Genomic DNA, 25,954 nt, shown 5'->3' with positions numbered 1-25,954 from the left:
GCGCATGGCCCGGATGTGAAGAACACACATTGCTTCGATGACAGCCGCGACTACATCGGACCGCGGGCGCACCGAAGACTCGAAGCATGATGAAACTCCTGCTGGCGACCGTCCTGGCCGCGACGCCGGTCGCGCCGGTCACCCGGTTGTCCCTGCCGCCGCCCACCGGCACGGCGAAGGTCGGCGTCGTCACGGCACACCTGGTCGACCGGTCCCGGCCCGATCCCTGGGTCGCCGGCGAGCGATTCCGGGAGCTGATGGTGTCGATCTGGTATCCGGCCCGCTCCGTCCACGGCCACGAGCGGGCCGCCTGGGTCACGCCCGGCGTCGCGGCCCGGATCAATCCACCGGACAGCGGCTTCGCTCTGCCGGTCACCCACGGTCACGTCGACGCGCCGCCCGCCGCCGGGCGGCACCCCGTGATCCTCTACTCACCCGGCTTCGGCGTGGAGCGCACGAGCGGCACCGCGCTGGTCGAGGATCTCGCCAGTCACGGCTACGTGGTCGTCACCATCGATCACACGCACGACGCCGGCCTCGTCGAGTTCCCCGACGGCCGGATCGCGACCAATGCGATCCCCCCGCCCGCGACGCCCGCCGAGGAGGAGCGCCTTCTCGAGAAAGTCCTCGATGTACGGGTGACCGACACCCGTTTCATCCTGGACCGGCTGCGGAGCATGCCCCTGGCCCGCACCATGGACTTCTCGCGTGTCGGAATGTTCGGCCACTCGATGGGCGGCGCCGCCGCGGCCGGGACGATGCGCGACGACCGCCGGGTGAAGGCCGGGCTCAACCTGGACGGCAGTTTCATCGGCCCTGTCATCGAGGCGGGCCTCGACCGGCCGTTCATGCTGGTGGGATCCGAGCCGCACGACGGCGAACAGGACGAGACCTGGACCCGGATGTGGGACAACCTGCGAGGCAGCCGGTACTGGGTCGAACTCCAAGGGTCGGCACACCTGTCCTTCAGCGACTTCCAGGTGCTCCTGCCGCAACTCGGCCTGCCACCCGGCCAGGTGGAACCCGCTGTCGGCACCATCGACGGTGAGCGCTCGGTCGCGATCCAGAGGGTGTACGTCCGCGCGTTCTTCGACCGGCACCTCCGCCACCGCTCCGGCCGCCTCCTGGACCGCCCGTCACCGCGCTACCCGGAGATCGGCTTCCAGCGGCGGATCATGACGACTTGGTGACCTTCAGGGTGCTCACCGGGGTGGGGTTCAGGGCGTTCATGCGGGTGCTCACATTGCCCCACGTCCCGGCGGCGATCGCGGCGTCACGTTCGGCGACCAGCCTGTCGTAAGTGGCCCTGGTGATGCGGTCGAGACGCAGCTGCCACACCACCCCGGTGCCCTCCGGCTTCGTGGAGCCGAGATAGACGGTGTACGGGGCGGCCACCCCGTCGTAGATGTCCACCTTGCCGTCCAGGTAGCAGTGGCCCGCCACGCAGATCGACAACGCCAGCACGGTGCCGGTGGCCGAGACGTCGGCGGCGGAGACGGCGAACGCCGCGTCGAACGGCCAGGAGACTCTGCTGTTGGCGGCCGGAGAGCTGATCCTGGTCTTCACGGTGACGGCCTTCGTCGTGGCCGCCGTCCTGGCCGGAGTCGATGCGGGCGTCTTCGGGGTGGCCCCGGCAGTCGCCCTGGCTGACGGCGCGACCGACGGGGACTGTGCCGGAGGAGCCGCGGAGACTGCGGGTTCGCGGGTGGTGCATGCCTGCGGGGAGGTCGCGGCACCGTCCGCACCATACGAGGCCACCACCGCGAAGCAGTAGTCCACCGCTGGATCGAGGTTCGCGACCTCGAAGGCCGTGACGTTCGCGGGGGCCTCCCCCAGTGGTTGGGGCGCCGTGCCGGCCGGGCCGCCGGTGATCGTGAACGCGGACACCGAACCGTTGGCGGGACCGCCCCACAGGACCATGACCGAGGTACCGGCGTCGTGCAGCGTCACCGTGGCCGGTGCGGCCTGGACGGACGATGCGGCCTCGTCACCGGTGCGCACGAAGATCGCCGTCACCGCGACGGTCGCCGCGACGACGGCGACACCGGCCAGCACGAGGGACTTCCGGGACCGCGACCCGGGGACCAGAGCCGGCACGGGAACCGAGGCGGGAACCGAGACGGGCACGGGGGCGGGCGCAGGCACCGGAGCCGGCGCCGGCCCCTGAGCCGCAGCGGGCTCCGAAGGCGGAGCCGGGACCGGACCCGGATCCGGAGCGGCCGCGGGAGCCACGACCAGCGGCGGGCCCGCGGCAGGAACCGGGGCCGGGGAGGACGCCACGACCTCGGGGCCCAGGTAGGTGCGGGCGTGGACCACGGCCGGGTGGTCAGGGCCGAGGACGGCCGGGCCGAGCTGCGCCACGCGGGTGAAGTTGGCGCGGGCCACGTGACGGTTGGCGAGTTCCTCGGCCACCAGGCCCAGGTCGTACGCGATCATGAGCATCAGCGGATCGGCGTCGCCCAGGCGGATTCCCGCTTCGAGGGCCTCCTCGAGGGTGCGCCGCGCCGCCATCGGGTCGTCGGCTCGCGTCTGGACGTCGGCGAGCTGCCGCATCGTGGCCAGGAGTTCGGCGTCGCCCTGGTCCAGCTGTGTGCGGCCGATCTCCACAGCGCGTTCCAGCAGGGCCCGGGCCCCGTCCAGGTTTCCCGACTCGGTGAGGGCTTCGGCACGCCGGCGGGCTTGGGAGAAGGCGGGAGACTCAGGCACGGCGAACATGCTGCCCGCACCAGGCGCCGAGCACCAGCCCGGACCCGATTGACAAGTCTCACTCGTCGTGAGGTGCGGTGAGCCTCCTCAGTGTTCGGTGCCCAGCACCACCGCGCAGTCCGACTCGTCGATGATCTGCACGCCGACGACCTTGTACCTGGGGCCGAACTGATCGTGGAACCAGGTCCCGTCCGGCTCCACGCACTCCTGTGTCCCGTCCGAGAACAGCAGCAGGGCCGCGTCGTCGGCACGGGAGTTGTAGATCGCGTAGGCGCCGCGGCTTCGTGGACCGAGTATCTGGAACTCGTCGGTGAACGCCCGATAGGAGGCTGTCGGCTTCCGGTCGCCCCAGTCCTTGGCCTTCAGGTAGAAACAGACCCTCGGATGGTCGCAGCCGAACCCGGTCGCGGCCGCGGCCGGAGCCGCCCCGGCGAGCAGAAGTCCGGACGCGGCCCCGAGGGCGGTGAGTTCGCGAAGCATTTTCTGATCCCCCCGTTCTGGTAGTCGTCATCCATGCTGGCAGCGCCCGCCGGGACGCGCGGGCGGGTCGGTGCCGCGGTGCCCGTGACGGCCGGGCGGAAATACCTGAACGGCCACGTCCGTTGCGTTGCCCGTGAACGCGGCGACGGTGGTGGTAATAGGCGGCGGCCAGTCCGGACTCTCCGCCGGTTACCATCTGAAAAGGCACGGTTTCAGCGACGCCCGCACCGACCCGGGCGGCGCGCGGACCTTCGTGATCCTCGACTCCTCTCCGGCGGCCGGCGGGGCGTGGCGGGAACGCTGGGAGTCGCTGCGGATGGAGACCGTGAACGGGATCTTCGACCTGCCGGGGTTCCCGAAACCGCCACTCGACCCGGCCGAGCCGAGCCGGACGGCCGTGCCACGCTACTTCGCGTCGTTCGAGGAGGCGTCCGGCCTGCCGATCCTGCGCCCGGCCCGGGTGAACGCGGTGCGGCGCGCGGACGGCGGCGCTCTGATCGTCGAGTCGGACCGGGGGCCGTGGAGGACCGAGGCGGTCATCAACGCCACCGGCACGTGGGACAACCCGGTGCGCCCGCACTATCCCGGGCAGGAGACGTTCGCCGGGATCCAGGTGCACACCCGCGAGTACGTGTCGGCGCAGCGGTTCGCCGGGATGCGGGTCGCCGTCGTCGGTGGCGGGATCTCGGCGTTGCAGCTGCTGGAGGAGATCTCGCGGGTGGCGGCGACGGTCTGGTACACCCGGCGCGAACCGGTCTTCCACGACGGGGAATTCACGCCGGAGGTGATCGGCCGGGAAACCATCGCGAAGGTGACCGCGGACGTCGAGGCGGGCCGCCCGACCGGCAGTGTCGTCTCCTACACCGGACTGGTCTGGACGCCGTACGCGCTCGCCGCCCGCGAGCGCGGCGCCCTGCGGCGGCGGCCGATGTTCACGGCGATCGAACCATACGGAGTACGCGAGGCGGACGGGTCGTTCACCTCCGTCGACGCGATCGTGTGGGCCACCGGTTTCAAGGCGTCGCTACGCCACCTCGATCCGCTGGGGCTGCGCAACGAGCAGGGCGGCATCCGCCTGACCGGTACCCAGGTGGCCGGCGAACCGCGGGTGCACCTGATCGGTTTCGGACCCTCCCAGTCGACCGTCGGCGCGAACCGGGCGGGCCGGGAAGCGGTGACCGCTCTGGTCAGACTGCTCGGCCCCAGCGCCGGGCCAGGGCGGCCGGTGGCAGCCCGGCCAGCTGGGCCGTCTCCCGGCTGAGGTGCGCCTGGTCGACGTAACCGGCCCGCACGGCGAGCTCGGCGAGCCCGCCGGGTGACGCGAGCAACGTGAGGAAGCGGCGGAAGCGCAGCACCCGGTGCAGCGTCTTCGGCCCGTAGCCGACCGCGGCCGTGAAGCGGCGCCGCAACTGCCGGTCGCCGATGTCGAGCCGGGCGCTCAACTCATGAACACGCACCCGCGGGTCGTGCAGCAGGCGCACCGCCTCGACCAGCGCCGGGTCGGGTGGTCGCTCCTCGACCAGCTCACCGATGACCGCGAGCAGCCGCCGCAGCGCCTCGGCCGGTGGCAGGTCACCGTCGAGCCGGCGCGCCGAAGCGCGTGGCAGCGCGCCGTCGAGCCGGCGCGCCGAGGCGGGGCGCAGCTCGGACAGGTCGACGCGCCGGTTGCACAACTCGTCCAGGGGCAGGCCGAGGACCGGTCCGCCGGCGGCCGGACGGAGGCGTACACCGAGAAGGGTTTTCTCCGCCTCTGTCGTGCCCGGCATCGGGCCGGTGTCGGGGCCGGCGACGAACGCCCCCCGGCCGCTCTCCCAGATCAGATCGACGCAGCCGTCCGGCAGGACCAGCGCCGGTGTGGAGGTCTCGGACTCCGTGCGGCTCCACAGGCAGACGACCGAGCCGGCCAGCGAAGCCGGTGGCGCCCACTCCCGGTAGGTCATGACACCCGCCTCTCGCGTCCGTTTTCTACAAGACATCCGTCGGGCGGCCAGCCTACGTTCGGGGTATGACATTTCTGGCCGCCACCCGATTCCTGCAGCGTGAGGCACGTCCGCTGGAGCGCCGCCTGCACGCCTCCCTCTTCCTGGGCGAGTCCCCGGACGGAGTGGTGAACGCGCTGCGCGCCTACCGCAACGCCGACGGCGGTTTCGGCCACGGTCTGGAGCCGGACAAACGCTGCCCGGCCAGCCTCCCGATCGATGTGGAGGTCGCGTTCGGAGCCCTCGCCGACGCCGGCGCCGACGCGCCCGACCTGCTGGGACCTGCCTGCGACTTCCTGGCCGGCGTCGCCGCGGGCAACGGCGCCGTGCCGCTCGCGTTCCCGGTGATCGAGGAGTATCCGAGGGCCGAGCACTGGACCGACTGGACCTATCAGCCTGGCGTCAACCCGACCGCGGGCCTGACCGGGCTGCTGTACCGGCTCGGCTTCGACCACCCGTGGCGGGCTGCCGCGACCCGCTTCTGCTGGGACGCCGTCGAGTCCGGGAGCCTCCCCGACGAGGTGCACGGGCTGTCCGAGGTGATGAACTTCCTCGCCCACGTCCCGGACCGGGAACGGGCCACCACGCACGCCGCGCGCGTCCTGGAACAGATGACCGCCACGTCGATGTTCCAGGACATGCCCAAACCCGGCGAGTACGGCCTGACCCCGCTGCACGTGGCGCCGACGGCCGACTCCCCGTGGCGGGCGCTGTTCGACGACGCCCAGATCGAGGCGCACCTGGATCAGCTGGAGGCCGCGCAGCTCGCGGACGGCGGCTGGCCGGTCACCTGGGAGCCGCCGAGCGAGTCCTCGCGTCTGGAGTGGCGCGGCATGGTCACTCTGCAGGCTCTGCGCACGCTCACCTCGTACGGCCGCCTCGCCCTGGAGAAGTAGCCGCTAAAGCCGGCCTCGCCGTCGCCACCGGTAGGAGTCGGCGACGAGGCCGGCGATGGTGAGAGCGACCACGACGAGGGTCAGCACCACGCCGGCCGTGCCCCAGGCCACCATCGCCACCGACAGCAGACCCCAGACGACGCCGCCCACGATCGCCGCCGCGAGCAGGACGGGGCGCGGCCATCGCCGGGGCCCCGCCAGCGACGGGAAGTCCGCGACCAGCCGGTCCACGATCTGGTCGAACTCACGCTGCTTGTCACCGGTTGCCACCGGGTCACCTCCGCTGCCGGGGGAAGTCCACGTCTCCCCAGACTAGGCCTACTCTCCGGTAGTACCCACTGATCGCCGGATGGACTCCTCAGTCCTCGGCCGGCACGACCATCGGGGTGCCGGCCACCGGGTCGGGGACGACGACGCAGGACAGGCCGAACACCTTCTCGACCAGTTCGGCGGTGACCACCTCGGACGGCGGCCCCTCGGCGACGATGCTGCCGTCGGCCATGGCGATGACGTGGTCACAGAACCGGCACGCCAGGTTGAGGTCGTGCAGCACCACGACGACCGTCTTGCCCGACTCGGCGTTGAGTCTGCGCAGCAGCCGCAGCAGGTCGACCTGGTGGGCGATGTCCAGGAAGGTGGTCGGCTCGTCGAGCAGGAGCAGGTCGGTCTCCTGCGCGAGGGCCATGGCCACCCAGACCCGCTGCCGCTGGCCGCCGGAGAGCTGACGGATCGGCCGGTCGATCAGGTCGGCGGTGCCGGTGGCGTCCAGCGCGCGGGTGACGGCGTCGTGGTCGCCCTCGGTCCAGCGGCGGAACCAGCCCTGGTGCGGATAGCGGCCGCGGGAGACCAGGTCGGCCACGGTGATGCCGTCCGGAGCGACCGGGCTCTGTGGCAGCAGCCCGAGCACCTTGGCGACGTCCAGGGTGCTCAGCTCGGTGACGGACCGGTCGTCGAGGTAGACGGCGCCGGAACGCGGTGGAAGCAGCCGGGCGAGGCCGCGCAGCAGTGTCGACTTGCCGCAGGCGTTGGCGCCGACGATCGCGGTGACCTTCCCGTCCAGGACGGTCACGTCGAGGTCGTTGACGACGGCCCGCCGGTCGTATCCGAGGGTCAGGTTCTCGGCGCGCAGTCGGGTCATCCGCCGGCTCCCTTGCGGTTCGTGGTGGCCAGCAGCCACAGCAGGTACGGGGCGCCGACCGCGCCGGTCACCACGCCGGTGGGCAGCGGGGTGGGCATCAGGTGGACGGCGACGAGGTCGGCGGTGAGCAGCAGCGACGCGCCGGTGAGGGCGGCCGCGCCGATGCCGCCCGCGGCCGGGCCGAGCAGCCGGTCGGCGACCGGGCCGGCGATCAGGGCGATGAACACGATCGGGCCGGCGACGGCGACGGCCAGGGCGGTCAGGGTGACGGCGACCGCGAGGAGGGCGGCACGGCTCGCCTCGGTACGCGTACCGAGCGCCCGGGCGGCGTCGTCACCGAGTTCCAGCGCCCGCAGCTGCCGCTGCAGCAGCACGGCCAGTGGCAGCAGCACCACGAGCGCGCCGGCCAGCAGCTTCAGCTCGTTCTCGCTGGCCTGCCCGACCGACCCGGTGAGCCAGTGCATGGCCTGCCGCGCCTCGAACAGCTGGGCGCGGGTGAGCAGATAGCCGATGAGTCCCTCGAAGAACACCACCAGGCCGATGCCGATCAGGATGAAGCGGTAGCCGCTCACCCCGTCGCGCCAGGCGAGCACGTACATCAGCAGGGCGGCCAGCAGTGCGCCGCCGAGCGCGAGCCCGCTGACGAACAGGCCGCTGACCTGGAACAGCACGATCCCGGCGACCGCGGCGAGGCCCGCGCCGGAGGTGATGCCGACGAAGTCCGGTGACGCGAGCGGGTTGCGCAGCAGCTGCTGGAAGATGGTTCCGGCGGCGCCGAGGGCGAGTCCGACGGTCAGTGCCGAGAGCGCCGTGGGCAGACGCAGGCCGCGCACGACGAAGTCGACGCTCGGGTCCGTGCGCAGCCGGAGGACCGAGGTGACGACCTCCTCGGCGGTCAGCCGCATGCTGCCGATCATCATGGTGAACACGAACAGGCCGGCGACGAGGGCAGTCAGTCCGGCGATCACGCTCCAGGCGCGCAGGCCACGACGGCGGCGGTTGGCGCGGAGCACGGCGGGGGTCGCGGTCATGGTCATGGTCACGCCTCCGACATCCGGCCGTAGCGGACGATCCCGATGAACACCGGCGCCCCGAGCAGCCCGAGGACCACGCCGACCTGCAGTTCGTCGGGCGGCACGACGACGCGGCCGATCACATCGGCGAGCAGCAGCACGATCGGGGCGAGCAGCATCGAGTACGGCAGGATCCACCGGTAGTCGGGGCCGCACAGGAACCGGGCCATGTGCGGCACGACCAGGCCGATGAAGACGATCGGCCCGCACGCCGCGGTGGCCGCCCCGGCCAGGACCGCGACGACGCCGAACGCGGCCACCCGGGTGAGGCCGACGCGCTGGCCGAGGCCGCGGGCGATGTCCTCGCCGAGGGCCAGTCCGTTGAGGACGCGGCCGAAGGCGAGCGACGCGATCAGCCCGGCGATCAGGAACGGGGCGACACCGGTGAGGATCGGCGCGTACCGCCCGGCCAGTGAGCCGACCTGCCAGAACCGCAGCTCGTTGAGGGCGTCCACGTTGGTCATCACGATGCCGGTGGTCAGCGAGCCGAGCCCGGCGGTGACGGCGGCGCCGGCCAGTGCCAGCTTGACCGGGGTGGCGCCCTCGCGGCCCAGTGAGGCGACCGCGTAGACCAGGATCAGGGCGGCGATGGCCCCGGCGAACGCGAACCACACGTACACGCCGACGCCGCGCAGGCCGAGGACGGTGATGGCGAAGACCACGAAGACCGCGGCGCCGGAGTTGATGCCCATGATGCCGGCGTCGGCCAGCGGGTTGCGGGTCACCCCCTGCAGGATGGCGCCGGCGACGCCGAGGGCGGCACCGACCAGGATCCCCAGCAGCGTACGGGGAACGCGCAGCTCAAGGGTGACGGTCGTGTTGGTCGTGCCGTCGTCGGTCCAGCTGCCGAGAGCGCCGAGCACCTCGCCGAGCCCGATGTCGCGCGAGCCCTGGGTGACGCTCAGGAACGCCACGACGGCCAGCACCACACCCAGCACGGCGAGACCGGGCGCGAGAGCCGGGGCTCGCCGTGGGGTCGAGATCAAAACCTTCATCGGGTACGGACTACGCGCCGATGTTCTCGTCGGCCGCCTTGACGGCCGTACTGAGCTTGTCGAGCTCCGTGGCGAAGTCGCCGTAGGTGTGCATCCAGTACGCCGGCCACGCGATCGCCGCTCCCGCCTGGGCCGCTTTGATCTTGAACCAGGTCGGCTGCTTCTTGCCCCAGTCGGCGTTCGCGGTCGGGGTGAAGCTGCGGCCGTCCCAGAGGATCAGGTCGGGCTGGTACTTGTCGGCGTTCTCCCAGCTGAGGTTCTCCCAGTACGGGAAGCCCTTGTCGGGGGCGTCCGGGTTGATCACCTTGAGGCCGAAGCTCTGCAGGTCGAGCAGCTCGGGCGCGTACTCCGGGTTGGCGACGTAGACCTTGTCGTCGGCCGGGCTCATCGCCAGCACGGTGAGGCCGGGCTTGGTGGCGACGGCCGCCTTGAACGCCGTGACCGACTCCTCGAAGCGCTTCTTGTTCGCCGCGATCGCGGGGTCGTCCACCTTGGCGCCGAGGCTCTTGGCGAGCGCCTCGTAACCGTTGGCCAGCTCCAGGATCGACTTGCCCTGGGTGGCGCCGACGACCGGGGCGAGCTCGGCGAGCTTCTTGCTCTTCTCGTCGACGCCCTCCTCGAGGCCGCTGTGCGCCTTCTCGGCCGGCCACCAGTCGGCGACGATCAGGTCGGGCCGTAGCGAGGCCGCCTTCTCCACATCGATCTTGCCCCACTCCTCGCCGAGGATCTCGATGCCGGTGAGGTCGAGGTTCTTGAGGTTGGGGTCGGTCTTCACCGGCTCGTCGGCGTAGACGCCGACAGGCTTGATGCCGAACGAGATCAGCGCCGCGGCCTCACCGGCGTGGGCGATGATGCGGGTCGGGACCTTGTCGGTCTTGACGACCTCACCCGAGCCGTCGGTGAAGGTCCACGGACCCGCGGGCGCCCCACTGGCACCGGACGAGCCACTGGGGCTCTCCCCGGAACCGCACGCGACCAGCGCGAAACTCACTATCGAGGCAGCGAGGGCCGTACGCCATGCACGCATATGTATTCCGTTCCCTGATGACCATCAAATTAGGTAAGGCTAACCATATAATCGAGCTCCTGGCTATCGGCCACCCCTCCCCACCGGCGCAAATGGATTGCCGTCAGGGCCGGATCCGGACCACGATGGCCGGCATGTCGGGGCATCACGCATGAGGTCGCCGTTGCAGGGCGGTATGCCGCCACCGGGCACGCTCACCGGAGCCGTCGTGGAGATCGCCTGCGACGAGTCCGGGTTCTCCGGCACCAACCTGCACCGATCGGCCACGCCGATGATCACCCACGCGAGCGTCGACCTGACCACCGACGAGGCCGCCGGGCTGATCGCCGTGCTGCGCGACGGGCTCCGGCTGTCCCCGCACGAGACCAAGTCCGGCCAGTTCCTGCGCCGCCCGGACGCCCGCGACGCCGTCGACCGGTTCCTTACGGCGCTGCCCGGCCGCGCTCACGTACACCTGGTCGACAAGGAGTTCTTCCTGGTCACCCGGGTCGTCGATCTGCTGGCCGGCAAACCGTCCTACCTCGCCGGCACCCGCCTGGCCGAGATCCGGCGCCCGGCCGCCGTCGCCCTCCACCAGCAGGGCCGGGCCTCCGCCGTCCTCGCCGAGGAGTGGAACGCCTTCCTCGCCGCCTTCGAGGACCTGGTCCGCACCAAACGGCCCCGCCCGGCCGCCGAGCGGGCCGAGCGGTTCCTCCAGGCCCGTGACGCACTGGCCCGCCGCCTGCCCGGCACACCGGCCGCCGGCGTTCTCGACGCGGTGACACGCCACCGGGTGCACACGCTGCTGACCAGATTGGACGCCGACGACCGCTCGTTGCCGCCACCACTGGAACCGATGCTGCCCGCCCTCGCCGAGACCGTCCTGACCTGGAGCGCCGGCCACCGGCGGGTGCTCGTCACGCACGACGAGCAGAGCGCCCTCACCACCGACCGCCTGATCCGCCTGCAGCGAGCCCTGGCCGCCGGTCGCGCCGCGCTGCCCGGCGAGGTGTCCCCGCTGGCCGGCCTCGTGATGGCCGACTCCCGCGACGACCCTCGCATTCAGGTCGCCGACCTGCTCGCCGGGGTGGCCCGCCGCCCACCGGCCTACGCCGACCCGGCCCTGCTGCGGCCGTTGATCTCCCCTGCCTCTCTGATCGCCCCCGAGGCTTGCCCCTGACGTGCGGGGAAGGGTTTACCGTCGGGCACCTTTGACGAGCCCATCGAGGGAGTACGGATGCCCCTGTCACGTGAGGTGCGAGTGGCCGCGGTCCCGGCGGGTCTGCCCCGGCCCACCGACCTGACCGTCACCGAGACACCGGTCCCGGATCCCGGCCCCGGGCAGGTGCTGGTCCGCAACCGCTGGTTCACAGTGTTCGCGGCCTTGCGAACTCTGCTGGCCGGTGTCACCGGAGCCCCGTTCCCGGGTCTCGGTCCCGGTGACACCCTGTTCGGGCCCGCGATCGGCGAGGTGGTGTCCGCACCGGACGGTGACCTCAAGCCCGGAGAGTTCGTGCAGCACATGCTCGGCTGGCGTGAATACGCGCTGGTGGCCGCCGCGGACTGCCGCCCGCTCGGCACGGATCTGCCGGACCCGGCGGTCCACCTGTCCCAGGGCGTCACCGCCTACGGAGCACTCACCCGGGCGGCGCCGGTCCGTCCCGGCGACACGGTGCTCGTGACCGGTGGCGCCGGCGCGGTGGGCTCGATCGCCGGCCGGATCGCCCGGCTCCTCGGCGCCGTCCGGGATCGACACCTATCAGCTGATCCTCAAGCAGATCACGATGACCGGATACAGCGCGCACGGCGACGAGAGGATCCGCGCCGAGTGGGCGGCCTGGCAACGCTCCGCGCCGGTCGAGTTCCCGCACGTCATCGTGGACGGTATCGGCCGGGCGCCGCGGGCGTTGCACGATGTCCTCACCGGACGGTACCTGGGCGCCGTGCTGGTGTCCGCCCACTAGCCACGAGGGAGACGCCCTGGCGGACCGCCCGGTCCGCGTCGCTGGACAGGCGCTCGGCGGAGGCGGCGCCGGCTGCGGGGTCGCGGACGGCCGGGTCCGGCCGGACCGGCGCCACCCGGCATCTCCCTCGTGGAGTCGCTTCGCTTACACATCGACGCTCTCGGATCCCGGCTGGGGCAGGCTCGGCCGTGAGGCCCGGACGGGCCACCCGGAGGTGATCGATGATGCGCAAACTACTCGTCGTCGTCCTGTCGGCGCTGGCCGGCGCCGGTGCCGTCGCGCCCGCACGGGCGAACCCGGCGGAGCCCGACATCGGCGCGGTCGCCTCCTGGAACGGACTCGCTCTCGACGCGGTCCGGCTGACCAGGGCGACCGACGCCGACGCGGCCCGCCTGTACGCCATGGTCAACGTGGCGATCTACGACGCGGTCAACGGGATCTCCGGTACGAGGGAGCCCGCGCTGGTGGCCGAGCGCGGCCCCCGGCACGCGAACCCGCAGGCCGCCGCGGTGGCCGCCGCGCACGCCGTGCTGGTCCGGGCCGATGCCGCACGCTCCGCCGGTTACGACGCCGAACTCGCCGCCGGCCTGACCCTGCTGCACCACGGCGTGGACAGTGGCGCCGCGTGGGGCGCCCATGTGGGCACCGCGGTGTTCGATGCCCGTACCGCCGATGGATCTTCGCCCGTGGAGTCCCAGCCCGCCGGAACCGGACCGGGAGTCTTCCGGACCGCCTGGTCCGGGGTTCAGTACCGTAACGTGCGGCCCTTCGCCATCGCCGCCCCGCGAGTCCCGGCGGGCCCGCCGGCCCTGGACAGCGCCGCCTACACCACCGCGTTCGCCGAGGTGGCCGACCTGGGCGATGCCGCGGTGCCGCGGCCCGACCTGCTGGCCACCTACCAGTTCTGGTCGCTGCCGGCCGGTTCGGGCCAGCCGCCCGGCGAGTGGCTGCGGATAGCCCTGACCGTCGCCGAGGCCCGGCACCTGCGGCTCGCCGACGAGGCCCGGCTCGGCGCGCTGATCACCATGGCGCTGGCCGACACCAGCGTGGTGACCGTGTCGACCAAGTACGCCTACCGGCACTGGCGGCCGACAACCGCGATCCGCGAGGCGGACACCGACGGCAACCCGGCGACGGTCGCGGACCCGGCCTGGTCGGCGCGGGCCGGCAGCGTCGGCAGCTCACCGGAGTACGTGTCGGGGCACAGCTCGTACAGCGGCGCGGGCGCCACGGTGCTGGCCGGATTCTTCCGCACCGACCGGATCGCCTTCACCCACGCGACCGACTCGGCGCCGGGCGGGACGGCACGCACCTATCCGAGCTTCTCCGCGGCGGCCGCCGAAGTGGGACGGTCACGGGTGTACGGCGGTCTGCACTTCGACTTCAGCAACCGCACCGGCCTGGCCATCGGCGACGGTGTCGGCCTGGAGGTGCTGGCCACCAGTCTGCTGCCGCGCCGGCACTGACCTGTCCCCTTCGCGGTGGTGTACGGTACCGTTTCGTACACCATCGTGAGAGGGAGGAACGCCATGGACATCGCCATCGTCACCGGGGCGACCGGCGGCATCGGTTACCACACCGCGCTCCAGCTGGCCGAAGACGGAAAACAGGTGATCATCGCGGCGCGCGGCCGGGAGCGCGGCCTCGCCGCGGCGGCCCGCACCGGCGGCACCTGGTGGGAACTCGACCTCGGCGACCTCGCCTCGGTGCGGCGCTTCGCACAGAGATTCCTCGAGTCGTACGGACGACTCGACCTCCTGATCAACAACGCCGGAGTGATGGCCGTCCCCCGGCGCGAGCTGACCACCGACGGGTTCGAGCGTCAGTTCGGCGTCAACCACCTCGGCCACTTCGCGCTGACCGGGCTGCTGATGCCGGCCCTGCGGGCGGCCGCGGCGCCACGGGTCGTCACCGTCACGAGCGGCCTGCACCGGCGTGGCCGCATCGACTTCGACGACCTGATGGGTGAGCGGCGGTACCGGCAGTTCGGCGCCTACTCCCAGTCCAAGCTGGCGAATGTCCTGTTCGCGCTGGAACTCGCACGGCGTACCGGCCTGACCAGCGTCCTGGCCCACCCCGGCGTCGCGCACACCGATCTGGCCCGCACCGGCAGCGCGATGCGTGACGTGATCATCAGGTTGGTGCGCCTTTCGGCGCAGTCCGCCGAGGCGGGTGCGCTGCCCATCCTCCGGGCGGCGTCGGGACCGGAGGTCAGGACCGGGCAGGCGTACGGGCCGGACGGCCCCGGTGAGCGCCGGGGCCGGCCCACCCTGATCCAGGTCTCCGGACGCGGCCGCGACGAGGCCGCCGCCCGGCGCCTGTGGTCGATCTCCGAGGAGCTGACCGGGGTGCGATACGGTACGTTGACCAACGCTCAGTGACATCTTCGGGGGGCCGGATGCCGCAGTCGCCGGCCACCACTCAGTACCGCCTGGACCCGGCCCGGGAGCAGGCCATCCTCGAGGCGATCCGTGAGCTGCTGACCGAGGTCGGGTACGACCGCATGTCGATCGACGAGGTCGCCCGCCGGGCCCGGGCCAGCAAGGCCACCATCTACCGCCGCTGGTCCGGCAAGCCCGACATGGTGGCCGCGGCCCTCCACGGCATGATGATCGACCACCCGCCGCTGCCCGACACGGGTACGCTGCGTGGTGACCTGATCGGCGCGATGAACGCGTTCTGCCGCGTCTACGAGCGCAAGCAGCCGATCGTGCTGAGCCTGCTCGCCGCCATCCGCAGCGATCCGTCCCTGGGCCGCGTCCTGCACGAGCACGTGCTGGAGTCCGGCGTCACCGACGCGACCGCCGTCTTCCAGCGGGCCGTCGCCCGCGGCGACCTCACGGCCGCACCGAACGTCGGCGCCGTCGTCGAGGTCGGCAAGGCGCTGCTCTGGCACCGGCTGCTGCTCTCCGGCGAACCTCTCGACGAGGCGTGGGTGATCCACATCGTCGACGACATCCTGCGGCCACTCCTCGGTATTCATCACTAATCACGATGAATACCGCTCCGCTGGAAGCCGTTTGACCGTTTCGTCAGCTCCGAACGCGATCCTCGCGTGTTCCAGTCCTGTCGCCGGCTCTTCGCGGCTCCCGGTGCCGTCGCCCTCACCCTCGCCCTCGCCCTCGCCCTCGCCCTCGCCCTCGCCGCCCGCCCGGCTCGCGATCTCCGTGTTCGGCGTCAGCGTGGCCATCATGGTGGCGACACTGCGTGAGTCGTACGCCCTGGCCGGCGCCGTCTCCGCGGCCAGGCTGGCCGCCATTGCCGTGGCCGGGCCATGGCTCGGCGAGCACGCCGCGGCCGGCGTGATCCTGGGCCTGATGGCCGGCGCCTCGATCGGCGGCTGGGTCGTCGAGGCTGCCGGGGCCACATCGGCTACGCCACCCCGGCCCTGGCTGCGGCGCTCGCCCTGCTGGTCGCGCTGATCAGTTTCGATCCGGCCGCCTTCAACCCGAACCGCTCCCCGCCCGCCAACCCTCCCCCGCTGGCCACCCCCTGCTCCCTTCGCGGCCCGTCACCCGGCCAACGTGGTGACCTACGCCCACCCGCGCACCACACATCACCACGCACACCCACGCCCCCGGCAACGTGGTCACCTACGCCCACCCGCGCACCACACATCACCACGCACACCCACGCCCCCAACAGCGTGGTCACCTACGCCCACCCGCGCACCACACATCACCACGCGGGTGGAGTGGCTGGTCGGCGCGAAGCTGACGAACCGCGCGTGAGGCGGCTCGACCCGGACGGCCGCCGGGACGACGACGCCGTCGGGAACCGCCGGGCGGCGGCTCGCGCACACGCTGCCGGAGCCATGTGTGCGGGCGCACGGGCTCCGCGTGGCCGGCGGCGCGACTTCAGACGTACAGCAGAGGCGGCTTTTGATCTGTCAGTTGACGCTAACGTTAGCGAAAGCTAACGTTAGCGATGCCGGCCGGAAGGGTCGGGGAGGAACCAGGGAAGGAGACGGTCGTGGGCCGTCCGGTTGCGTTTTTCGAGATCATCAGTGCCGATGCCGAGCGGGCTCGGGGCTTCTACACCGAGCTGTTCGGGTGGTCGGCTCCCGCGGAACAGGAGGGTGGCTACGCGCTGGTGGACACCAACGCCGGGGAGGGTGCGATCGGCGGGGGCATCGGGGCCGCCGAGGGGCCGGGTGAGGCGGGCGTCAAGATCTACGTGCAGGTGGACGACCTGGAGAAGACGCTCGCGGAGGCCGTGAGGCTCGGCGGCGCCACCCTGGTGGAACCGTCGCCGCTGCCGGGCGACTACGGTCGGTTCGCGGTGTTCGCCGATCCGGACGGCAACCCGGTGGGTCTGTGGGGGTGAACGGCTGATGATCGAGGACGAGTCCGCGACCGATGACGCCTTCCGGGCGTTGGCGGAGCCGCGCCGGCGGGCGATTCTGCGCCTGGTCGCCACTGATGAGCTGGCGGCCGGGGAGATCGCTGCGGCGTTCGACGTGACTCGGACCGCGATCAGCCAGCATCTGACCGTGTTGCGGGAGGCCGGCCTGGTGAACGAGCGTCGGGCCGGCACCCGGCGGCTCTATCGGGCGCGGCCGGAGGGGCTCGCCGGGCTCCGGCGGTTCCTCGACGAGATGTGGAGCGACGCCCTCGACGTGGGGCGTCGCCTGGTCGAGGCCGACCGCGCGGCCGGCGAACCCGGCCTGGAGTCGGACGTCGCCTGAGGACCAAGGCTGAGGGCCGGGGATCCAGCGCCGCAGAATGAGGGGCGTGTCCGACAACGTACATCCGATGAAACGACCGCCGATCCGTCAGTCGACGCTGGTCCGCAGCGACCGTGAGCACACCTTCGAGGTGTTCGTCCGGGACATCGGCGCCTGGTGGCCCACCCGGTCGCACTCGCTCGGGCTGGAGAAGGTCACCACCGTCACGATCGAGCGGGAGCTCGGCGGGCGGATCTACGAGACCTGGACCGACGGGCGCCAGGTCGACTGGGGCGAGGTCATCCTCTGGCAGCCGACGGAGCGCTTCGCGATGACCTGGACGAGCCTGCCCGAGGTCACCGAGGTCGAGCTGACGTTCACGGCGCTGTCGCCGGCGTTGACCCGGGTCGCTCTGGAGCACCGTGGCTGGGAGCGGCTCACCGCCGAGCAGGTCGCGGCGGCCACCTCGCTGTCCGGCGGCTACGAGGCCGGCTGGAAGCGCATTCTGGATATTTTCACTCGACAGGTCGAAGCAGGGACCGTGGAAGGAAGCTGAACATGCGGGTTCTCGCGCAGGTGGTGCACTATCCGAAAGCGGAGCACCGGGACGACATCGTCGCCGCGATGGGGCGGCTGCGTGCGGCGTCGGAGGGTGTCGCCGGGCTGGAGGAGATCGGCGGGTTCGAGGACTCTGCCGGTGGCCGGCTCATCGCGATCTCGGTCTGGTCGTCGATGGAGGCCATGCGGTCGGGCATGGCGGCGCTCGGGGCGGCGATCGCCGACGTGCCGTTCGGCCAATGGGAACGCCAGGAGCACTTGATGGAGGTGTTTCCGCAGGTCGCGTGAGATCGCCTGGTTCAGGCCGACGGAAAGGACTTCGACCTGTTCGGCTCGGACGCGGGCACGTCGGAGCGCCTTGTCATCATGGACAGGTGACGAGGAGCGGGACGAGTTGGACCTGACCGAGGCGCGAGAGATGGCGATCGGTCTGATGGCCCGGCACGGACTCCGCGGGTGGCGCCTGACCTTCGACGACGCGAAGACCCGGGCCGGGATCTGCCGGCTGGACCGCAAGGAGATCGGGCTGTCCCGCCCGCTGGTCCGGTTGTATTCGACCGAGCAGGTCACCGACACCGTGCTGCACGAGATCGCACACGCTCTCGCCGGGCCGGGGCACGGCCACGACCGGACATGGCGGGCGATCGCTCTCCGGATCGGCTGCTCCGGCACCCGATGTGTGCCCTCCGACGTGCCCCGCGTCGAAGGCGCGTGGGAGGGGATCTGCCCGGCGGGCCACCGGACGACCGTGCACCGTCAGCCGGTACGGGTCCGGTCGTGCACCCGTTGCTCGCCCCGGTTCGACCGGTCCGCGCTGTTCTCGTGGACGCACCGCGGTGTCCCGGCGCCGATGCATCCGCGCTACCAGGCCGAACTCGCGCGCATCACTTCGAGCCGGGTCGCCACGAGCACCGAGAAGCCGATCCCGTTCGCCGTGGGTGACCGGATCCGGCTTCGTGGCGGCGGCAAGTACAACGGGCTGGTCGGCACCGTCGTCAAACGCGGCCGTACGCGCTATCAGGTGCAGACCACCGCCGGCCTGCTCAATGTCCCGTTCATGATGGCCGTGCCCGACCGCGAGCCGTAGCCCGGACCGATCGGTCCCGCCCTCACGGACTCGCCGGTCCGATCGGCGACGTGGCGGGCGTCGAGGTGAGCCCGCCGCGATCCAGGTCTTCGGCGTACGCGCTGATCGCCCGGCCGTACTGCCGGATGTCCGGGTCCTCGGTGGACTCGACGAGGACCCGGAGCAGATCGGCGACCGCCTCGCGGCTGTCACCGATGTTGTAGCGCAGCATGGCCTGAAACACCCGCAGCGGCCGGTGGCCGGGGAAGCGCCGCAGCCCGTCGGCGAAGACCTCGGCCGACTCGTCGTCGCGGCCGAGGACCCGCAGCGTGCTGCCCAGCCCCAGCAGCGCGTCGCGCATCTGGTCGTCCGGCAGCCCTCCGGCGATCGCCGCCCGGTAGTGCGGCACCGCCTCCTCCTCCCGCTCGAGCACGTCGTGCACCCACGCCGTCTGGTAGGCGATCAGCGGATCGGCCGGGAACTCGGCACGCAGTGCCAGCAGCAGTTCCCGCGCCCGATCCGGTTCGCCGCCCTCGCGGAGCCGGACGGCGTGGGCGAGACGTTCGTCAAGGCTCTCGATCACCGGTCGATCGTGTCACGGCCGGTCAGCGGATCGGCGACTCGGTCGGGGTGAGGGTGACCTCGATGGTGTCGAGGAGCTGCTCGATCTGCGGGCGCAGCAGCTGCCACTCCCGGCCGCTGACCAGCGCCTCGTTCTCGGCGTCGACGGCGACGGCGAGATCGCGCAGCAGGGTCGACAGGCCGTTCGCCTTCGCCTGGCGGGCGCCGTCGATGCTCTGACCGCCGAGCGCGCCCCAGCGGACCGACAGGCTGGTCAGGTCCTCGCGGATCGGCGGCCAGGCCATGGCGCGGCGGTCCGGCTCGCGCATGCCCAGGACGCTGAGCACGCGGGACTCGGTGAGCATCCGGGTCTCGGCGGCCAGGGCGGCGGCCTCGGTGTCCCAGGTGGAGGTACGCCGGGAGCGGGCGATCAGCACGGCCGCGGCGAGCCCGGCGAACAGCAGGAACAGCAGCAGCCAGCCGAGGAATCCGCCGCTGTCCTCCTCCGCGGCGACCACGACGACCGCCGCCGAGGACTCCTCCGGCTCGGGTGCCTTCGTCGTCGTGGTGGTCTCGACCGGCACCTTGGTCACCGTGACCTCGACGGTACGGGTCTCCACCGGCTGAGGCTTCTCGGTGGTCTTCGTCGGCTCGGGGTCCTGCGTCTTCGTGGGCTCGGGCTTCTCGGTCGTCCTGGTCGGCTCGGGCTTCTCCGTGGTCTTCGTCGGCTCCGGCTTCTCGGTCGTCTTCGTCGGCTCCGGCTCCTCGGTCCGGGTCGGCAGGGTGCGATCGGCTGTCGCCTCCACCGACGGGCGTGTCGACGGGAGTGAGCCGACGTCGCCCTCCCCGGTGCACGCCGTGAGCCCCAGCAGGCAGAACGCCACGCCAATCGGCAGCAGTCGTCTCATGATCGCTCTCTCCCTCTCTGCGACTGGCCTCAGACTCCGGGCCGTACGGCGTCCGGACATCCCTCGCCCCGGATGAGCCGGGCCGGATGCGGGCGATTCACCCACCGGGGATGACGTCGCCGCGCAGCCGCCGATCGACGCTGGGACGGTCCGGTGAGCGAGGCGTACACGGCAGGGGGCCACCGCATGCAGAGCCGACTCCGACTCGGCGGCCACGGCGTGCAACCGCTGCTGCTGATGTTCCCGCTGGGTCTGTTCTGGATGGCGTTCGTCTTCGACGCCGCGACGCTGCTCGGTGCGCCCGCGATGGTCGGCACGCTGGCTTTCTGGAACATCGTGGCCGGTCTGATCGGCGGCCTGCTCGCCGCGGTGGCGGCCGGCTACGACGCGGTCACGGCGCGGGGCCCGGCCGCCGCCCGGATCGGATTCCTGAGCCTGCTGCTGGACGTCGGGGTGCTCATCGTGTTCGCGGTGCTGGCCCTGCTGCGGGTCCGTGGCCCGGACCGGGCCGTCGAGCCGGGGCTGCTGCTGCTCGAGGTGGCGGGGCTGCTGGTGGCCGCGTTCGGCGCCTGGTTCGGGGGCCGGTTCGCCGACCCGCGGGCCCCGGTCGCCGAACCCGTCCGCTGACCCGCCCGCGCCTCCCCCGCTGACCCGGCCCGCTGTGTTGCGGGCATCCGGCAGATTGAGCGGCGCCCTCAGACTGCCCCGCTTCGCCACCCGCTCGCTGCCCGCGGATTCCGCGCGACCCGGGGCCGCCGAACGATCCGGCGGGCGGTTCCGCGTGCCGCCGCAGCCGCCCCGCGAACCGCGGGACGCACGCTCGGGCTTCGCGCGTGCTCCCGACGTCGCCGGCAACAACGGTGAGGTCCCACACTGCCGGCCCGTGGACGCCTGCCGTCGCCGTCACGACGGCGGGGTCGCGCGCAGCCCGCTACGTGCGATCCCGCCGCACACCACCGGCCCTGCACAACACCGCTCCCGCACCGGATCGGGCCGCGCTCCCCGACGCGGCCGGGGAACACCGCTGCCGCCCGTGCCGGCCGGAAGCCTGGAGTGCGGCTCGTGAACGAGCCGCACCGCCAGTCCTGCCGCGCGGAGGGTCAGGCGGCGCGCGGCGCGCGGAGACCGGCGATCGCGCTGATGACGATGCAGATGCCGGCGAAGATCAGGGTGGTCGCGCCGATCAGGATGAACGTGGCCAGGCCCAGGCCGGGCCAGACGAGCAGGGCGATCGAGGCGAGTACGACGAGCACGCCCAGCGCGATGCGCCAGCCGCCGCCCGGCTGTCCCCTGCCGACGGACAGGAAGATCTCGCCGAGCCCGTCGAGCAGCCAGCCGATCGCGACGATCAGCAGCATCAGGGTCAGTGATGTGGCGACGTCGGCCAGGCAGACGACACCGGCACCGGCGACGACCAGGCCGAGCAGCACGCCGAAGACACGGTGCAGCGCCGGCGCCTCACTGGCGACGAGGAACTGCAGGATGCGGATGCCGCCCATCAGCAGCAGGTTGAGCCCGAAGAGCAGGCCCACCACCCGCAGGGTGGCCTCGGGCCAGGCGAACGCGACGATGCCGAGGACCACCGCGAAGATGCCGGCGGCCAGGCGCAGCCAGATCCAGGTACGTGACATCGCGCTCACCGTGCCTCTCTGCCGTGCACCGCGAGGGTGTAGACCACCAGCACGTCCAGCGCGATGATCAGCGTGCACCAGAACGGCTGGGCCGGCAGGAAGAGCAGGTTGCCCAGGGCGCTGATGGCGGCCACGCCGATGCCGATGACCCGGGCCCACATCTTCCCGGCCAGTACACCGAGGCCGGCGGCCATCGTGAGCAGGCCGAGCATCGAGTGGAACACACCCCACACGGTGTAGTTGAAGTCGACCGCCAGCCCGGAGCTGGTGGTGAAGTAGTGCTCGTCCATGCCGATCGCCACGATGCCCTCGATCAGCTGGAAGCTGCCGAGCAACATGACGATCACGCCACTGAAGATCACCATGCCGAGCCAGGCGCTCGGCCGGGTGGTTTGCGTCGTCATTTCGGGTCTCCTGAGGTGGGCGGTTCGTCGGCGGAATCCCAGTTCCGCGGACGCCAGTTCTCCACCACCTTGGCCACGGCGGTGACCAGGAAGAGCTGCCCGGTCAACGCCTCCAGCACGGCGATCGTCTGTGCCGGATTCGTGGCCGGCACCAGGTCGCCGTACCCGGTGGTGGTCATCGTGACGAAGCTGAAGAAGAGCGCCTCGGACAGGCTCGGATCGCCCCGGTCGCCGAACAGCGGCCCGGACTGGATCGCGGCCAGGCACTCGTAGCCGAAGCCGAACGCCATGCCGATCAGCAGGAACGCGGCCAGGGCGCCCATCATGGTCTGCGCGTCGACGACGCGGCGGGCGCCGAGGTAGCGCAGGATCGAGAACGGGGCCAGCAGGTACAGGGCGCTGGCCGCCAGGAACGTGTACCCGACCACCGGCGAGTCGTGGGCGACCAGGTTGAACCCAGCCACGACCAGGGAGAGCACGAACACTCCGGCCGCGGCCAGGCGCATGCCGAGCCGGGCTCCCGACACCCGCAGCGCCTGCCACACCGTGAGGGTCTGCACGAACAGCAGCAGCGCGACCATCCAGCGGTCCCCCGCGAGCAGGGCCAGCACGTAGGTGCCGACGATCATCAGCAGCACCAGGCCGTACCCGCTGCGGGTGTGCTCAGAAGGGCGGACCCGCACCCGGGCCGTCCTGGGCCGGCAGCCGGCGGACCTCGATGAGGCGTAGCCCGAGACCGTGGATCCGCGAGATCAGCCCCACCACCGCCGACTGATCCGGCAACGAGCCGTGCAGGACGGTCTCCGGCGGTTCCACACTGACCGTGAGGTCGCGGAGTTCGGCCAGCAGCTCGTCGGGGATCACTCCCGAGACCCGTACCTGGTATGTCGCATCGGGCATGGCCATCACCCCTCCGGGATCACTGATTCCGGGCCGCGGACCCGGGACTGGAACAGGCCGAGCCGGAACAGCCGCTCGAGACGGCGCACCGTGAACGGATGGGACATCGGCAGCTGGGCGAGACCCACCCAGAAGCCGCGCAGTGCCTGGCCCTGCCGGACCAGCTGCTCGATGTCGGTGGTGTGCTCGGTGTGCCGGCCGGAGGCGAGCAGCACCAGGCCGGTCGCGCCGAGCGGGGCCAGGTGGGCGCCGTGCCGGTCGCACGAGTACTCCCGCAGGCGAGACAGCGCCGGGCCGAGCAGCGGGATCCGCTCCGAGTAGGCGACCGACAGCTGGTACCAGAGCGAGACGTGGTGCAGCCGGATGTGCCCCAGCTCGTGGCCGAGGATGAAGCGCAGTCCGTCCTTGTTGTTCTGCTGCAGGTTGACGAACAACTCGTTGGCGAGCACCACGTAGTCGTGGCCGGTGGCCTGGGCGGCGAACGCGTTCAGGGTCCCGTTGCCGTTGGCCAGATAGAGGTTGGGGCGACGCTTGAGTCCCAGCTTGTGGGAGTACTCATCCATGGTGCGGTAGAGGTCCCCGTACTGCTTCGGTGACAGCTCGACGGCCGTGCCGCGGATCGACGCCCGTTGCGTCTCGCGGATCACGATCAGAGTCGGCACCAACAGCAGCAGTCCGATGAACGCGGACCGGACCGCGGTGGCCCATCCGGTGTTCTCGAGGCGTTCCGGCAGGAACGGCAGAGTCATCGCGGCCTGCACGATGAACACGACGATGATCACGTTGAGGATCACCATGAACACGTAGAAGGGCAGCTCCGCGGGATGCCGCAATCTGCTGTTGTGCCTGGACGGCGTGGACACGGCGGTTCTCCTGTCTCCCGGTTTGGCCCGACACTCCGCCGAACGGCGCCTCCGCGCCTCATCCCACCGGAATGAGGACCGGTCACGGTCTCCGGCGCGACGCTGCAAACCATCCCTGGCGTACGCCGAAAGGAGTTCCGCCATGTCGCGGAGCAGCGTCTGGTCAGCCCGCCTCTCGTTCCTCACCGTGGCCTGCGCCGCCGTGCTGCTGCTCGCGGTCGCGGGGCTGCGCGGCAGTGTCGCCCTGCTGCTGGCCGCCGCCCTCGGCGGCGCGGCCGGGCTCGCCGCGGCCTGGTGGTTCCTCACCCATCGCGGCCTGTGGCGATGGCTCGCCGGCACGGTCGTGGTGCTGTCGCCGGTGGCGGTCGCGATCGTCTACATGCGACATCGCCTGCTGTGGGTGGTGATCGTCGCCGGGGTGCTGTGGGTGCTCGCGGTGGCGGCCGGGCGGCAGGCGCTCACCGGCCCCGGTGACAGGCCGCGGGAGTTCGTCACGGCGGCGCCTCGCAGCCCGTACCTGATCATGAATCCTCGTTCGGGAGGCGGGAAGGTGGAACGTTTCCACCTCGTCGAACGCGCCCGCACGCTCGGTGCACGGGTGTTCCTGCTGGACGGTCCGGCCGTGGACGTCGCCGAGGTGGCCCGGCAGGCGCTGCGCGACGGCGCCGACCTGCTCGGCGTGGCCGGCGGTGACGGCACACAGGCGCTGGTCGCCGGGGTCGCCGCCGAGCACGGGGTGCCGTTCCTGGTGATCTCGGCGGGCACCCGCAACCACTTCGCGCTCGACCTCGGGCTGGACCGCAAAGACCCGTCGACGTGCCTGGACGCGCTCACCGACGGCGTCGAGCTGCACGTCGACCTGGGGTTGATCGGTGATCGGACCTTCGTCAACAACGCGTCGTTCGGGGCGTACGCGGCGGTGGTGCAGAGCCCCGCCTACCGCGACGACAAGACCGGCACCGCCCTGGAGATGCTGCCGGACGCGCTCACCGGCGCCGACGGGCCGCGCCTGCGGCTCAGTGTCGACGGGACGACCGTCACCGGCTCCCAGGCCGTGCTGATCAGCAACAACCCGTACACCACCGGCGATGTGGCGGGGCTCGGTCACCGGCCGCGACTCGACCTCGGCGTGCTCGGGGTGCTGGCGGTGACGGTCCGTGGATCCGCCGACGCCGCGCGCCTGATCAGCGGGCGCGGGCGGGCACGGTCGCTGACCTTCCGTACCGCCCCCGCCGCCGTGGTCGACGCCGACGCCCCGGCCGTGCCGGTCGGCATCGACGGGGAGTCGGTGATGCTGCCCACGCCGGTGCACTGCGTGATCCGGCCCGCGGCCCTGCGCGTCCGGGTACCCCGGCACCGGCCCGGCGCCCGGCCCGCACCGCCCGAGATGGACTGGACACGACTGCGGCGGCTGGCTCTCGCCGGCCGCCGCAGTACCCCTGAAGTCAATGTCTGAACTAGCGCCGCCGGGCCGTCCGTCGTGTCACGCGGCGGGCGGTGCGCCGGCCGGTCGAACGGGCGACTCTCCTGGTAGCGAACATCGTCGGCTCCCTTCTCAGCGGACGGCCCCGGCCGTCTCCAGGTCGTGCAACTCCTTGGCCTCCTCGGCCGCCAGCAACCCGATCCCGACCAGGTCGAGCGGGCTGATGAACCCGTCGGCCAGGCGGAAGCCGCCGGCCCGGGCGATCGCGTCGCGCAGCGGCACCGCCCAGTGGTGCTCGATCAGCAGCAGGGCCGCGGCGCTGTCCGGCGGAATCTCGGCGATCGGGTCCCACGCCTTCGGGTCGTCGAAGATCGCCACCCCGTCGGCGGCCGCGGCAGCGCCCAGCTCCGCGCCGGCCACCGCACCGGTCTCCCCCTCGATACCGAGGCCGATCAACGCGCCGACCTTGCTGCCCAGCTCCACCGCCTCCTCCTGGGTCAGGTTGCTCAGGTGCTCCACCTCGAGCTCACCGTCGGTGTCCTTGTACACGGCGAGAGCGTCGATCACCCGTACCGTGTCGCTCTGCCGCAGCCGCTCCAGCTCCGCGATCACCTCGCCATGAAAGTTCGGATGCGGGAAACCCAGCACGATCAGCTGGACGGGACCGATGGACATCTCTTCCACTCCTCCGCTCGGCGGCCTTGTCGAAAACGATCCTCCGGCCGGGCGCCCGGACA

General features: G+C 71.7%; 33 protein-coding genes and 1 pseudogene. 17 read left to right on the top strand and 17 right to left on the bottom strand.

The genetic code is table 11. The features are described from left to right. Positions 1–86: 86 nt before the first annotated feature. Complete coding sequence (locus CLV67_RS24405) at positions 87–1,190, top strand: alpha/beta hydrolase family protein (protein WP_106322222.1); 1,104 nt, start codon at positions 87–89, stop codon at positions 1,188–1,190. Here CLV67_RS24405 and CLV67_RS52030 read toward each other — a convergent pair. Both CLV67_RS52030 and CLV67_RS24390 read right to left on the bottom strand, forming a co-directional pair. Continuing rightward, complete coding sequence (locus CLV67_RS52030; RefSeq protein ID WP_170153973.1) at positions 1,174–2,706, bottom strand: tetratricopeptide repeat protein; 1,533 nt, start codon at positions 2,704–2,706, stop codon at positions 1,174–1,176. The genes CLV67_RS24405 and CLV67_RS52030 overlap by 17 nt on opposite strands. An 87-nt stretch (positions 2,707–2,793) precedes the next feature. Then, positions 2,794–3,186, bottom strand: a complete 393-nt coding sequence (locus CLV67_RS24390) for a hypothetical protein (protein WP_106322216.1) — start codon at positions 3,184–3,186, stop codon at positions 2,794–2,796. A 133-nt stretch (positions 3,187–3,319) separates the two neighbouring features. Between CLV67_RS24390 and CLV67_RS24385 the strand changes: the two genes are divergently transcribed. Then, the gene (locus CLV67_RS24385; RefSeq protein ID WP_106322214.1) at positions 3,320–4,447 is read left to right on the top strand and encodes a flavin-containing monooxygenase; all 1,128 of its coding nucleotides are present in this window, start codon (positions 3,320–3,322) and stop codon (positions 4,445–4,447) included. On the opposite strand, the gene CLV67_RS24380 is transcribed toward CLV67_RS24385, so the two are convergent. Further along, positions 4,374–5,126, bottom strand: a complete 753-nt coding sequence (locus CLV67_RS24380; RefSeq protein ID WP_106322212.1) for a helix-turn-helix domain-containing protein — start codon at positions 5,124–5,126, stop codon at positions 4,374–4,376. The genes CLV67_RS24385 and CLV67_RS24380 overlap by 74 nt on opposite strands. A 65-nt stretch (positions 5,127–5,191) precedes the next feature. On the opposite strand from CLV67_RS24380, the gene CLV67_RS24375 reads away from it, so the two are divergent. Beyond that, a complete protein-coding gene (locus CLV67_RS24375; RefSeq protein WP_106322210.1) occupies positions 5,192–6,061 on the top strand; it encodes a hypothetical protein in 870 nt (289 codons plus the stop codon). A 3-nt stretch (positions 6,062–6,064) separates the two neighbouring features. Here CLV67_RS24375 and CLV67_RS24370 read toward each other — a convergent pair whose 3' ends face one another. The 5 genes from CLV67_RS24370 to CLV67_RS24350 all read right to left on the bottom strand — a co-directional run bounded on the left by CLV67_RS24370 (position 6,065) and on the right by CLV67_RS24350 (position 10,294). Further along, the gene (locus CLV67_RS24370; RefSeq protein ID WP_106322208.1) at positions 6,065–6,331 is read right to left on the bottom strand and encodes a hypothetical protein; all 267 of its coding nucleotides are present in this window, start codon (positions 6,329–6,331) and stop codon (positions 6,065–6,067) included. 88 nt (positions 6,332–6,419) lie between these two features. Beyond that, on the bottom strand, positions 6,420–7,199 hold the full coding sequence (locus CLV67_RS24365) for an ABC transporter ATP-binding protein (protein WP_106322206.1): 780 nt from the start codon (positions 7,197–7,199) through the stop codon (positions 6,420–6,422). After that, on the bottom strand, positions 7,196–8,230 hold the full coding sequence (locus CLV67_RS24360) for a FecCD family ABC transporter permease (protein ID WP_106322666.1): 1,035 nt from the start codon (positions 8,228–8,230) through the stop codon (positions 7,196–7,198). Before CLV67_RS24360 ends, CLV67_RS24365 begins: the two co-directional genes overlap by 4 nt. 8 nt (positions 8,231–8,238) lie before the next feature. Next, the gene (locus CLV67_RS24355) at positions 8,239–9,267 is read right to left on the bottom strand and encodes a FecCD family ABC transporter permease (RefSeq protein ID WP_106322204.1); all 1,029 of its coding nucleotides are present in this window, start codon (positions 9,265–9,267) and stop codon (positions 8,239–8,241) included. Between the two features lie 10 nt (positions 9,268–9,277). Next, positions 9,278–10,294 (bottom strand): ABC transporter substrate-binding protein, encoded by a 1,017-nt coding sequence (locus tag CLV67_RS24350; protein ID WP_106322202.1) that lies wholly within the window; start codon positions 10,292–10,294, stop codon positions 9,278–9,280. Between the two features lie 151 nt (positions 10,295–10,445). On the opposite strand from CLV67_RS24350, the gene CLV67_RS24345 reads away from it, so the two are divergent. The 6 genes and pseudogenes from CLV67_RS24345 (at position 10,446) to CLV67_RS24325 (ending at position 15,226) form a co-directional block, all read left to right on the top strand. After that, positions 10,446–11,453, top strand: a complete 1,008-nt coding sequence (locus CLV67_RS24345; protein ID WP_106322200.1) for a hypothetical protein — start codon at positions 10,446–10,448, stop codon at positions 11,451–11,453. Between the two features lie 57 nt (positions 11,454–11,510). Further along, positions 11,511–11,783 (top strand): annotated as a pseudogene (locus CLV67_RS54780) (NADP-dependent oxidoreductase); the annotation flags it as partial. Between the two features lie 274 nt (positions 11,784–12,057). After that, positions 12,058–12,237, top strand: a complete 180-nt coding sequence (locus tag CLV67_RS53530; protein WP_239166324.1) for a hypothetical protein — start codon at positions 12,058–12,060, stop codon at positions 12,235–12,237. Between the two features lie 221 nt (positions 12,238–12,458). After that, entirely contained in the window at positions 12,459–13,703 is a 1,245-nt protein-coding gene (locus tag CLV67_RS24335; RefSeq protein WP_106322196.1) for a vanadium-dependent haloperoxidase, read from the top strand. Positions 13,704–13,766: 63 nt separating this feature from the next. Further along, entirely contained in the window at positions 13,767–14,618 is an 852-nt protein-coding gene (locus CLV67_RS24330; RefSeq protein WP_106322194.1) for an oxidoreductase, read from the top strand. Positions 14,619–14,635: 17 nt separating this feature from the next. Further along, a complete protein-coding gene (locus CLV67_RS24325; protein WP_106322192.1) occupies positions 14,636–15,226 on the top strand; it encodes a TetR/AcrR family transcriptional regulator in 591 nt (196 codons plus the stop codon). Here CLV67_RS24325 and CLV67_RS51175 read toward each other — a convergent pair whose 3' ends face one another. After that, positions 15,227–15,430 (bottom strand): hypothetical protein, encoded by a 204-nt coding sequence (locus CLV67_RS51175; RefSeq protein ID WP_146169275.1) that lies wholly within the window; start codon positions 15,428–15,430, stop codon positions 15,227–15,229. It abuts the gene before it with no gap. Here CLV67_RS51175 and CLV67_RS53525 point away from each other — a divergent pair. The 6 genes from CLV67_RS53525 to CLV67_RS24295 all read left to right on the top strand — a co-directional run bounded on the left by CLV67_RS53525 (position 15,429) and on the right by CLV67_RS24295 (position 18,548). Then, positions 15,429–15,659, top strand: a complete 231-nt coding sequence (locus CLV67_RS53525) for a hypothetical protein (protein WP_239166325.1) — start codon at positions 15,429–15,431, stop codon at positions 15,657–15,659. The two genes, CLV67_RS51175 and CLV67_RS53525, sit on opposite strands and share 2 nt — an antisense overlap. A 550-nt stretch (positions 15,660–16,209) precedes the next feature. Further along, complete coding sequence (locus CLV67_RS24315) at positions 16,210–16,563, top strand: VOC family protein (protein ID WP_106322190.1); 354 nt, start codon at positions 16,210–16,212, stop codon at positions 16,561–16,563. A 7-nt stretch (positions 16,564–16,570) separates the two neighbouring features. Further along, on the top strand, positions 16,571–16,924 hold the full coding sequence (locus CLV67_RS24310; protein ID WP_203737115.1) for an ArsR/SmtB family transcription factor: 354 nt from the start codon (positions 16,571–16,573) through the stop codon (positions 16,922–16,924). Between the two features lie 67 nt (positions 16,925–16,991). Continuing rightward, positions 16,992–17,459, top strand: coding sequence for an SRPBCC domain-containing protein (locus CLV67_RS24305; protein WP_203737116.1), 468 nt, complete (start codon positions 16,992–16,994; stop codon positions 17,457–17,459). 2 nt (positions 17,460–17,461) lie between these two features. Next, a complete protein-coding gene (locus CLV67_RS24300; protein ID WP_106322188.1) occupies positions 17,462–17,749 on the top strand; it encodes a hypothetical protein in 288 nt (95 codons plus the stop codon). A gap of 70 nt (positions 17,750–17,819) precedes the next feature. Continuing rightward, entirely contained in the window at positions 17,820–18,548 is a 729-nt protein-coding gene (locus CLV67_RS24295; protein ID WP_239166326.1) for a SprT-like domain-containing protein, read from the top strand. Between the two features lie 22 nt (positions 18,549–18,570). On the opposite strand, the gene CLV67_RS24290 is transcribed toward CLV67_RS24295, so the two are convergent. Then, entirely contained in the window at positions 18,571–19,110 is a 540-nt protein-coding gene (locus CLV67_RS24290) for a tetratricopeptide repeat protein (RefSeq protein ID WP_203737117.1), read from the bottom strand. Positions 19,111–19,132: 22 nt separating this feature from the next. Continuing rightward, positions 19,133–19,996, bottom strand: a complete 864-nt coding sequence (locus tag CLV67_RS52025) for a hypothetical protein (RefSeq protein WP_170153972.1) — start codon at positions 19,994–19,996, stop codon at positions 19,133–19,135. Positions 19,997–20,182: 186 nt separating this feature from the next. Between CLV67_RS52025 and CLV67_RS24280 the strand changes: the two genes are divergently transcribed. Then, positions 20,183–20,623 (top strand): DUF2231 domain-containing protein, encoded by a 441-nt coding sequence (locus CLV67_RS24280; RefSeq protein WP_106322184.1) that lies wholly within the window; start codon positions 20,183–20,185, stop codon positions 20,621–20,623. 473 nt (positions 20,624–21,096) lie between these two features. Here CLV67_RS24280 and CLV67_RS24275 read toward each other — a convergent pair whose 3' ends face one another. Genes CLV67_RS24275 through CLV67_RS24255 form a run of 5 tightly spaced genes read right to left on the bottom strand, consistent with a single transcriptional unit; the run spans position 21,097 to position 23,794 of the window. Next, complete coding sequence (locus CLV67_RS24275) at positions 21,097–21,627, bottom strand: HdeD family acid-resistance protein (protein ID WP_106322657.1); 531 nt, start codon at positions 21,625–21,627, stop codon at positions 21,097–21,099. A gap of 5 nt (positions 21,628–21,632) precedes the next feature. Then, a complete protein-coding gene (locus CLV67_RS24270) occupies positions 21,633–22,031 on the bottom strand; it encodes a DUF7144 family membrane protein (protein WP_106322182.1) in 399 nt (132 codons plus the stop codon). Further along, on the bottom strand, positions 22,028–22,714 hold the full coding sequence (locus CLV67_RS24265) for a potassium channel family protein (protein ID WP_239166327.1): 687 nt from the start codon (positions 22,712–22,714) through the stop codon (positions 22,028–22,030). Before CLV67_RS24265 ends, CLV67_RS24270 begins: the two co-directional genes overlap by 4 nt. Next, positions 22,695–22,931, bottom strand: coding sequence for a hypothetical protein (locus tag CLV67_RS24260; protein ID WP_106322180.1), 237 nt, complete (start codon positions 22,929–22,931; stop codon positions 22,695–22,697). Before CLV67_RS24260 ends, CLV67_RS24265 begins: the two co-directional genes overlap by 20 nt. 5 nt (positions 22,932–22,936) lie before the next feature. Continuing rightward, complete coding sequence (locus tag CLV67_RS24255) at positions 22,937–23,794, bottom strand: M48 family metallopeptidase (RefSeq protein WP_239166328.1); 858 nt, start codon at positions 23,792–23,794, stop codon at positions 22,937–22,939. A 142-nt stretch (positions 23,795–23,936) separates the two neighbouring features. Here CLV67_RS24255 and CLV67_RS24250 point away from each other — a divergent pair, with 142 nt between their 5' ends. Then, entirely contained in the window at positions 23,937–25,250 is a 1,314-nt protein-coding gene (locus tag CLV67_RS24250) for a diacylglycerol/lipid kinase family protein (RefSeq protein ID WP_106322178.1), read from the top strand. Positions 25,251–25,349: 99 nt separating this feature from the next. Here the strand turns inward: CLV67_RS24250 and CLV67_RS24245 are convergent, their stop codons facing one another. Further along, positions 25,350–25,892 (bottom strand): hypothetical protein, encoded by a 543-nt coding sequence (locus tag CLV67_RS24245; RefSeq protein WP_106322176.1) that lies wholly within the window; start codon positions 25,890–25,892, stop codon positions 25,350–25,352. Positions 25,893–25,954 lie beyond the last annotated feature (62 nt).

Source organism: Actinoplanes italicus (genome assembly GCF_003001815.1).
In the GTDB taxonomy this organism is placed as follows: domain Bacteria; phylum Actinomycetota; class Actinomycetes; order Mycobacteriales; family Micromonosporaceae; genus Actinoplanes; species Actinoplanes italicus.
The sequence above is the reverse complement of the archived record's forward strand: the minus strand, read 5'-3'. Positions and strand labels throughout refer to the sequence as shown.

Bases quoted from the DNA above. Each gene is read 5' to 3' on its own strand.
- CLV67_RS24405 (WP_106322222.1), top strand. From the start codon at position 87: ATGATGAAACTCCTGCTGGCGACCGTCCTGGCCGCGACGCCGGTCGCG.
- CLV67_RS24390 (WP_106322216.1), bottom strand. From the start codon at position 3,186: ATGCTTCGCGAACTCACCGCCCTCGGGGCCGCGTCCGGACTTCTGCTC.
- CLV67_RS24380 (WP_106322212.1), bottom strand. From the start codon at position 5,126: ATGACCTACCGGGAGTGGGCGCCACCGGCTTCGCTGGCCGGCTCGGTC.
- CLV67_RS24375 (WP_106322210.1), top strand. From the start codon at position 5,192: ATGACATTTCTGGCCGCCACCCGATTCCTGCAGCGTGAGGCACGTCCG.
- CLV67_RS24365 (WP_106322206.1), bottom strand. From the start codon at position 7,199: ATGACCCGACTGCGCGCCGAGAACCTGACCCTCGGATACGACCGGCGG.
- CLV67_RS24360 (WP_106322666.1), bottom strand. From the start codon at position 8,230: ATGACCGCGACCCCCGCCGTGCTCCGCGCCAACCGCCGCCGTCGTGGC.
- CLV67_RS24355 (WP_106322204.1), bottom strand. From the start codon at position 9,267: ATGAAGGTTTTGATCTCGACCCCACGGCGAGCCCCGGCTCTCGCGCCC.
- CLV67_RS24350 (WP_106322202.1), bottom strand. From the start codon at position 10,294: ATGCGTGCATGGCGTACGGCCCTCGCTGCCTCGATAGTGAGTTTCGCG.
- CLV67_RS24345 (WP_106322200.1), top strand. From the start codon at position 10,446: ATGAGGTCGCCGTTGCAGGGCGGTATGCCGCCACCGGGCACGCTCACC.
- CLV67_RS53530 (WP_239166324.1), top strand. From the start codon at position 12,058: ATGACCGGATACAGCGCGCACGGCGACGAGAGGATCCGCGCCGAGTGG.
- CLV67_RS24335 (WP_106322196.1), top strand. From the start codon at position 12,459: ATGATGCGCAAACTACTCGTCGTCGTCCTGTCGGCGCTGGCCGGCGCC.
- CLV67_RS24330 (WP_106322194.1), top strand. From the start codon at position 13,767: ATGGACATCGCCATCGTCACCGGGGCGACCGGCGGCATCGGTTACCAC.
- CLV67_RS24325 (WP_106322192.1), top strand. From the start codon at position 14,636: ATGCCGCAGTCGCCGGCCACCACTCAGTACCGCCTGGACCCGGCCCGG.
- CLV67_RS53525 (WP_239166325.1), top strand. From the start codon at position 15,429: ATGGTGGCGACACTGCGTGAGTCGTACGCCCTGGCCGGCGCCGTCTCC.
- CLV67_RS51175 (WP_146169275.1), bottom strand. From the start codon at position 15,430: ATGATGGCCACGCTGACGCCGAACACGGAGATCGCGAGCCGGGCGGGC.
- CLV67_RS24310 (WP_203737115.1), top strand. From the start codon at position 16,571: ATGATCGAGGACGAGTCCGCGACCGATGACGCCTTCCGGGCGTTGGCG.
- CLV67_RS24305 (WP_203737116.1), top strand. From the start codon at position 16,992: ATGAAACGACCGCCGATCCGTCAGTCGACGCTGGTCCGCAGCGACCGT.
- CLV67_RS24300 (WP_106322188.1), top strand. From the start codon at position 17,462: ATGCGGGTTCTCGCGCAGGTGGTGCACTATCCGAAAGCGGAGCACCGG.
- CLV67_RS52025 (WP_170153972.1), bottom strand. From the start codon at position 19,996: ATGAGACGACTGCTGCCGATTGGCGTGGCGTTCTGCCTGCTGGGGCTC.
- CLV67_RS24280 (WP_106322184.1), top strand. From the start codon at position 20,183: ATGCAGAGCCGACTCCGACTCGGCGGCCACGGCGTGCAACCGCTGCTG.
- CLV67_RS24275 (WP_106322657.1), bottom strand. From the start codon at position 21,627: ATGTCACGTACCTGGATCTGGCTGCGCCTGGCCGCCGGCATCTTCGCG.
- CLV67_RS24270 (WP_106322182.1), bottom strand. From the start codon at position 22,031: ATGACGACGCAAACCACCCGGCCGAGCGCCTGGCTCGGCATGGTGATC.
- CLV67_RS24260 (WP_106322180.1), bottom strand. From the start codon at position 22,931: ATGCCCGATGCGACATACCAGGTACGGGTCTCGGGAGTGATCCCCGAC.
- CLV67_RS24250 (WP_106322178.1), top strand. From the start codon at position 23,937: ATGTCGCGGAGCAGCGTCTGGTCAGCCCGCCTCTCGTTCCTCACCGTG.
- CLV67_RS24245 (WP_106322176.1), bottom strand. From the start codon at position 25,892: ATGTCCATCGGTCCCGTCCAGCTGATCGTGCTGGGTTTCCCGCATCCG.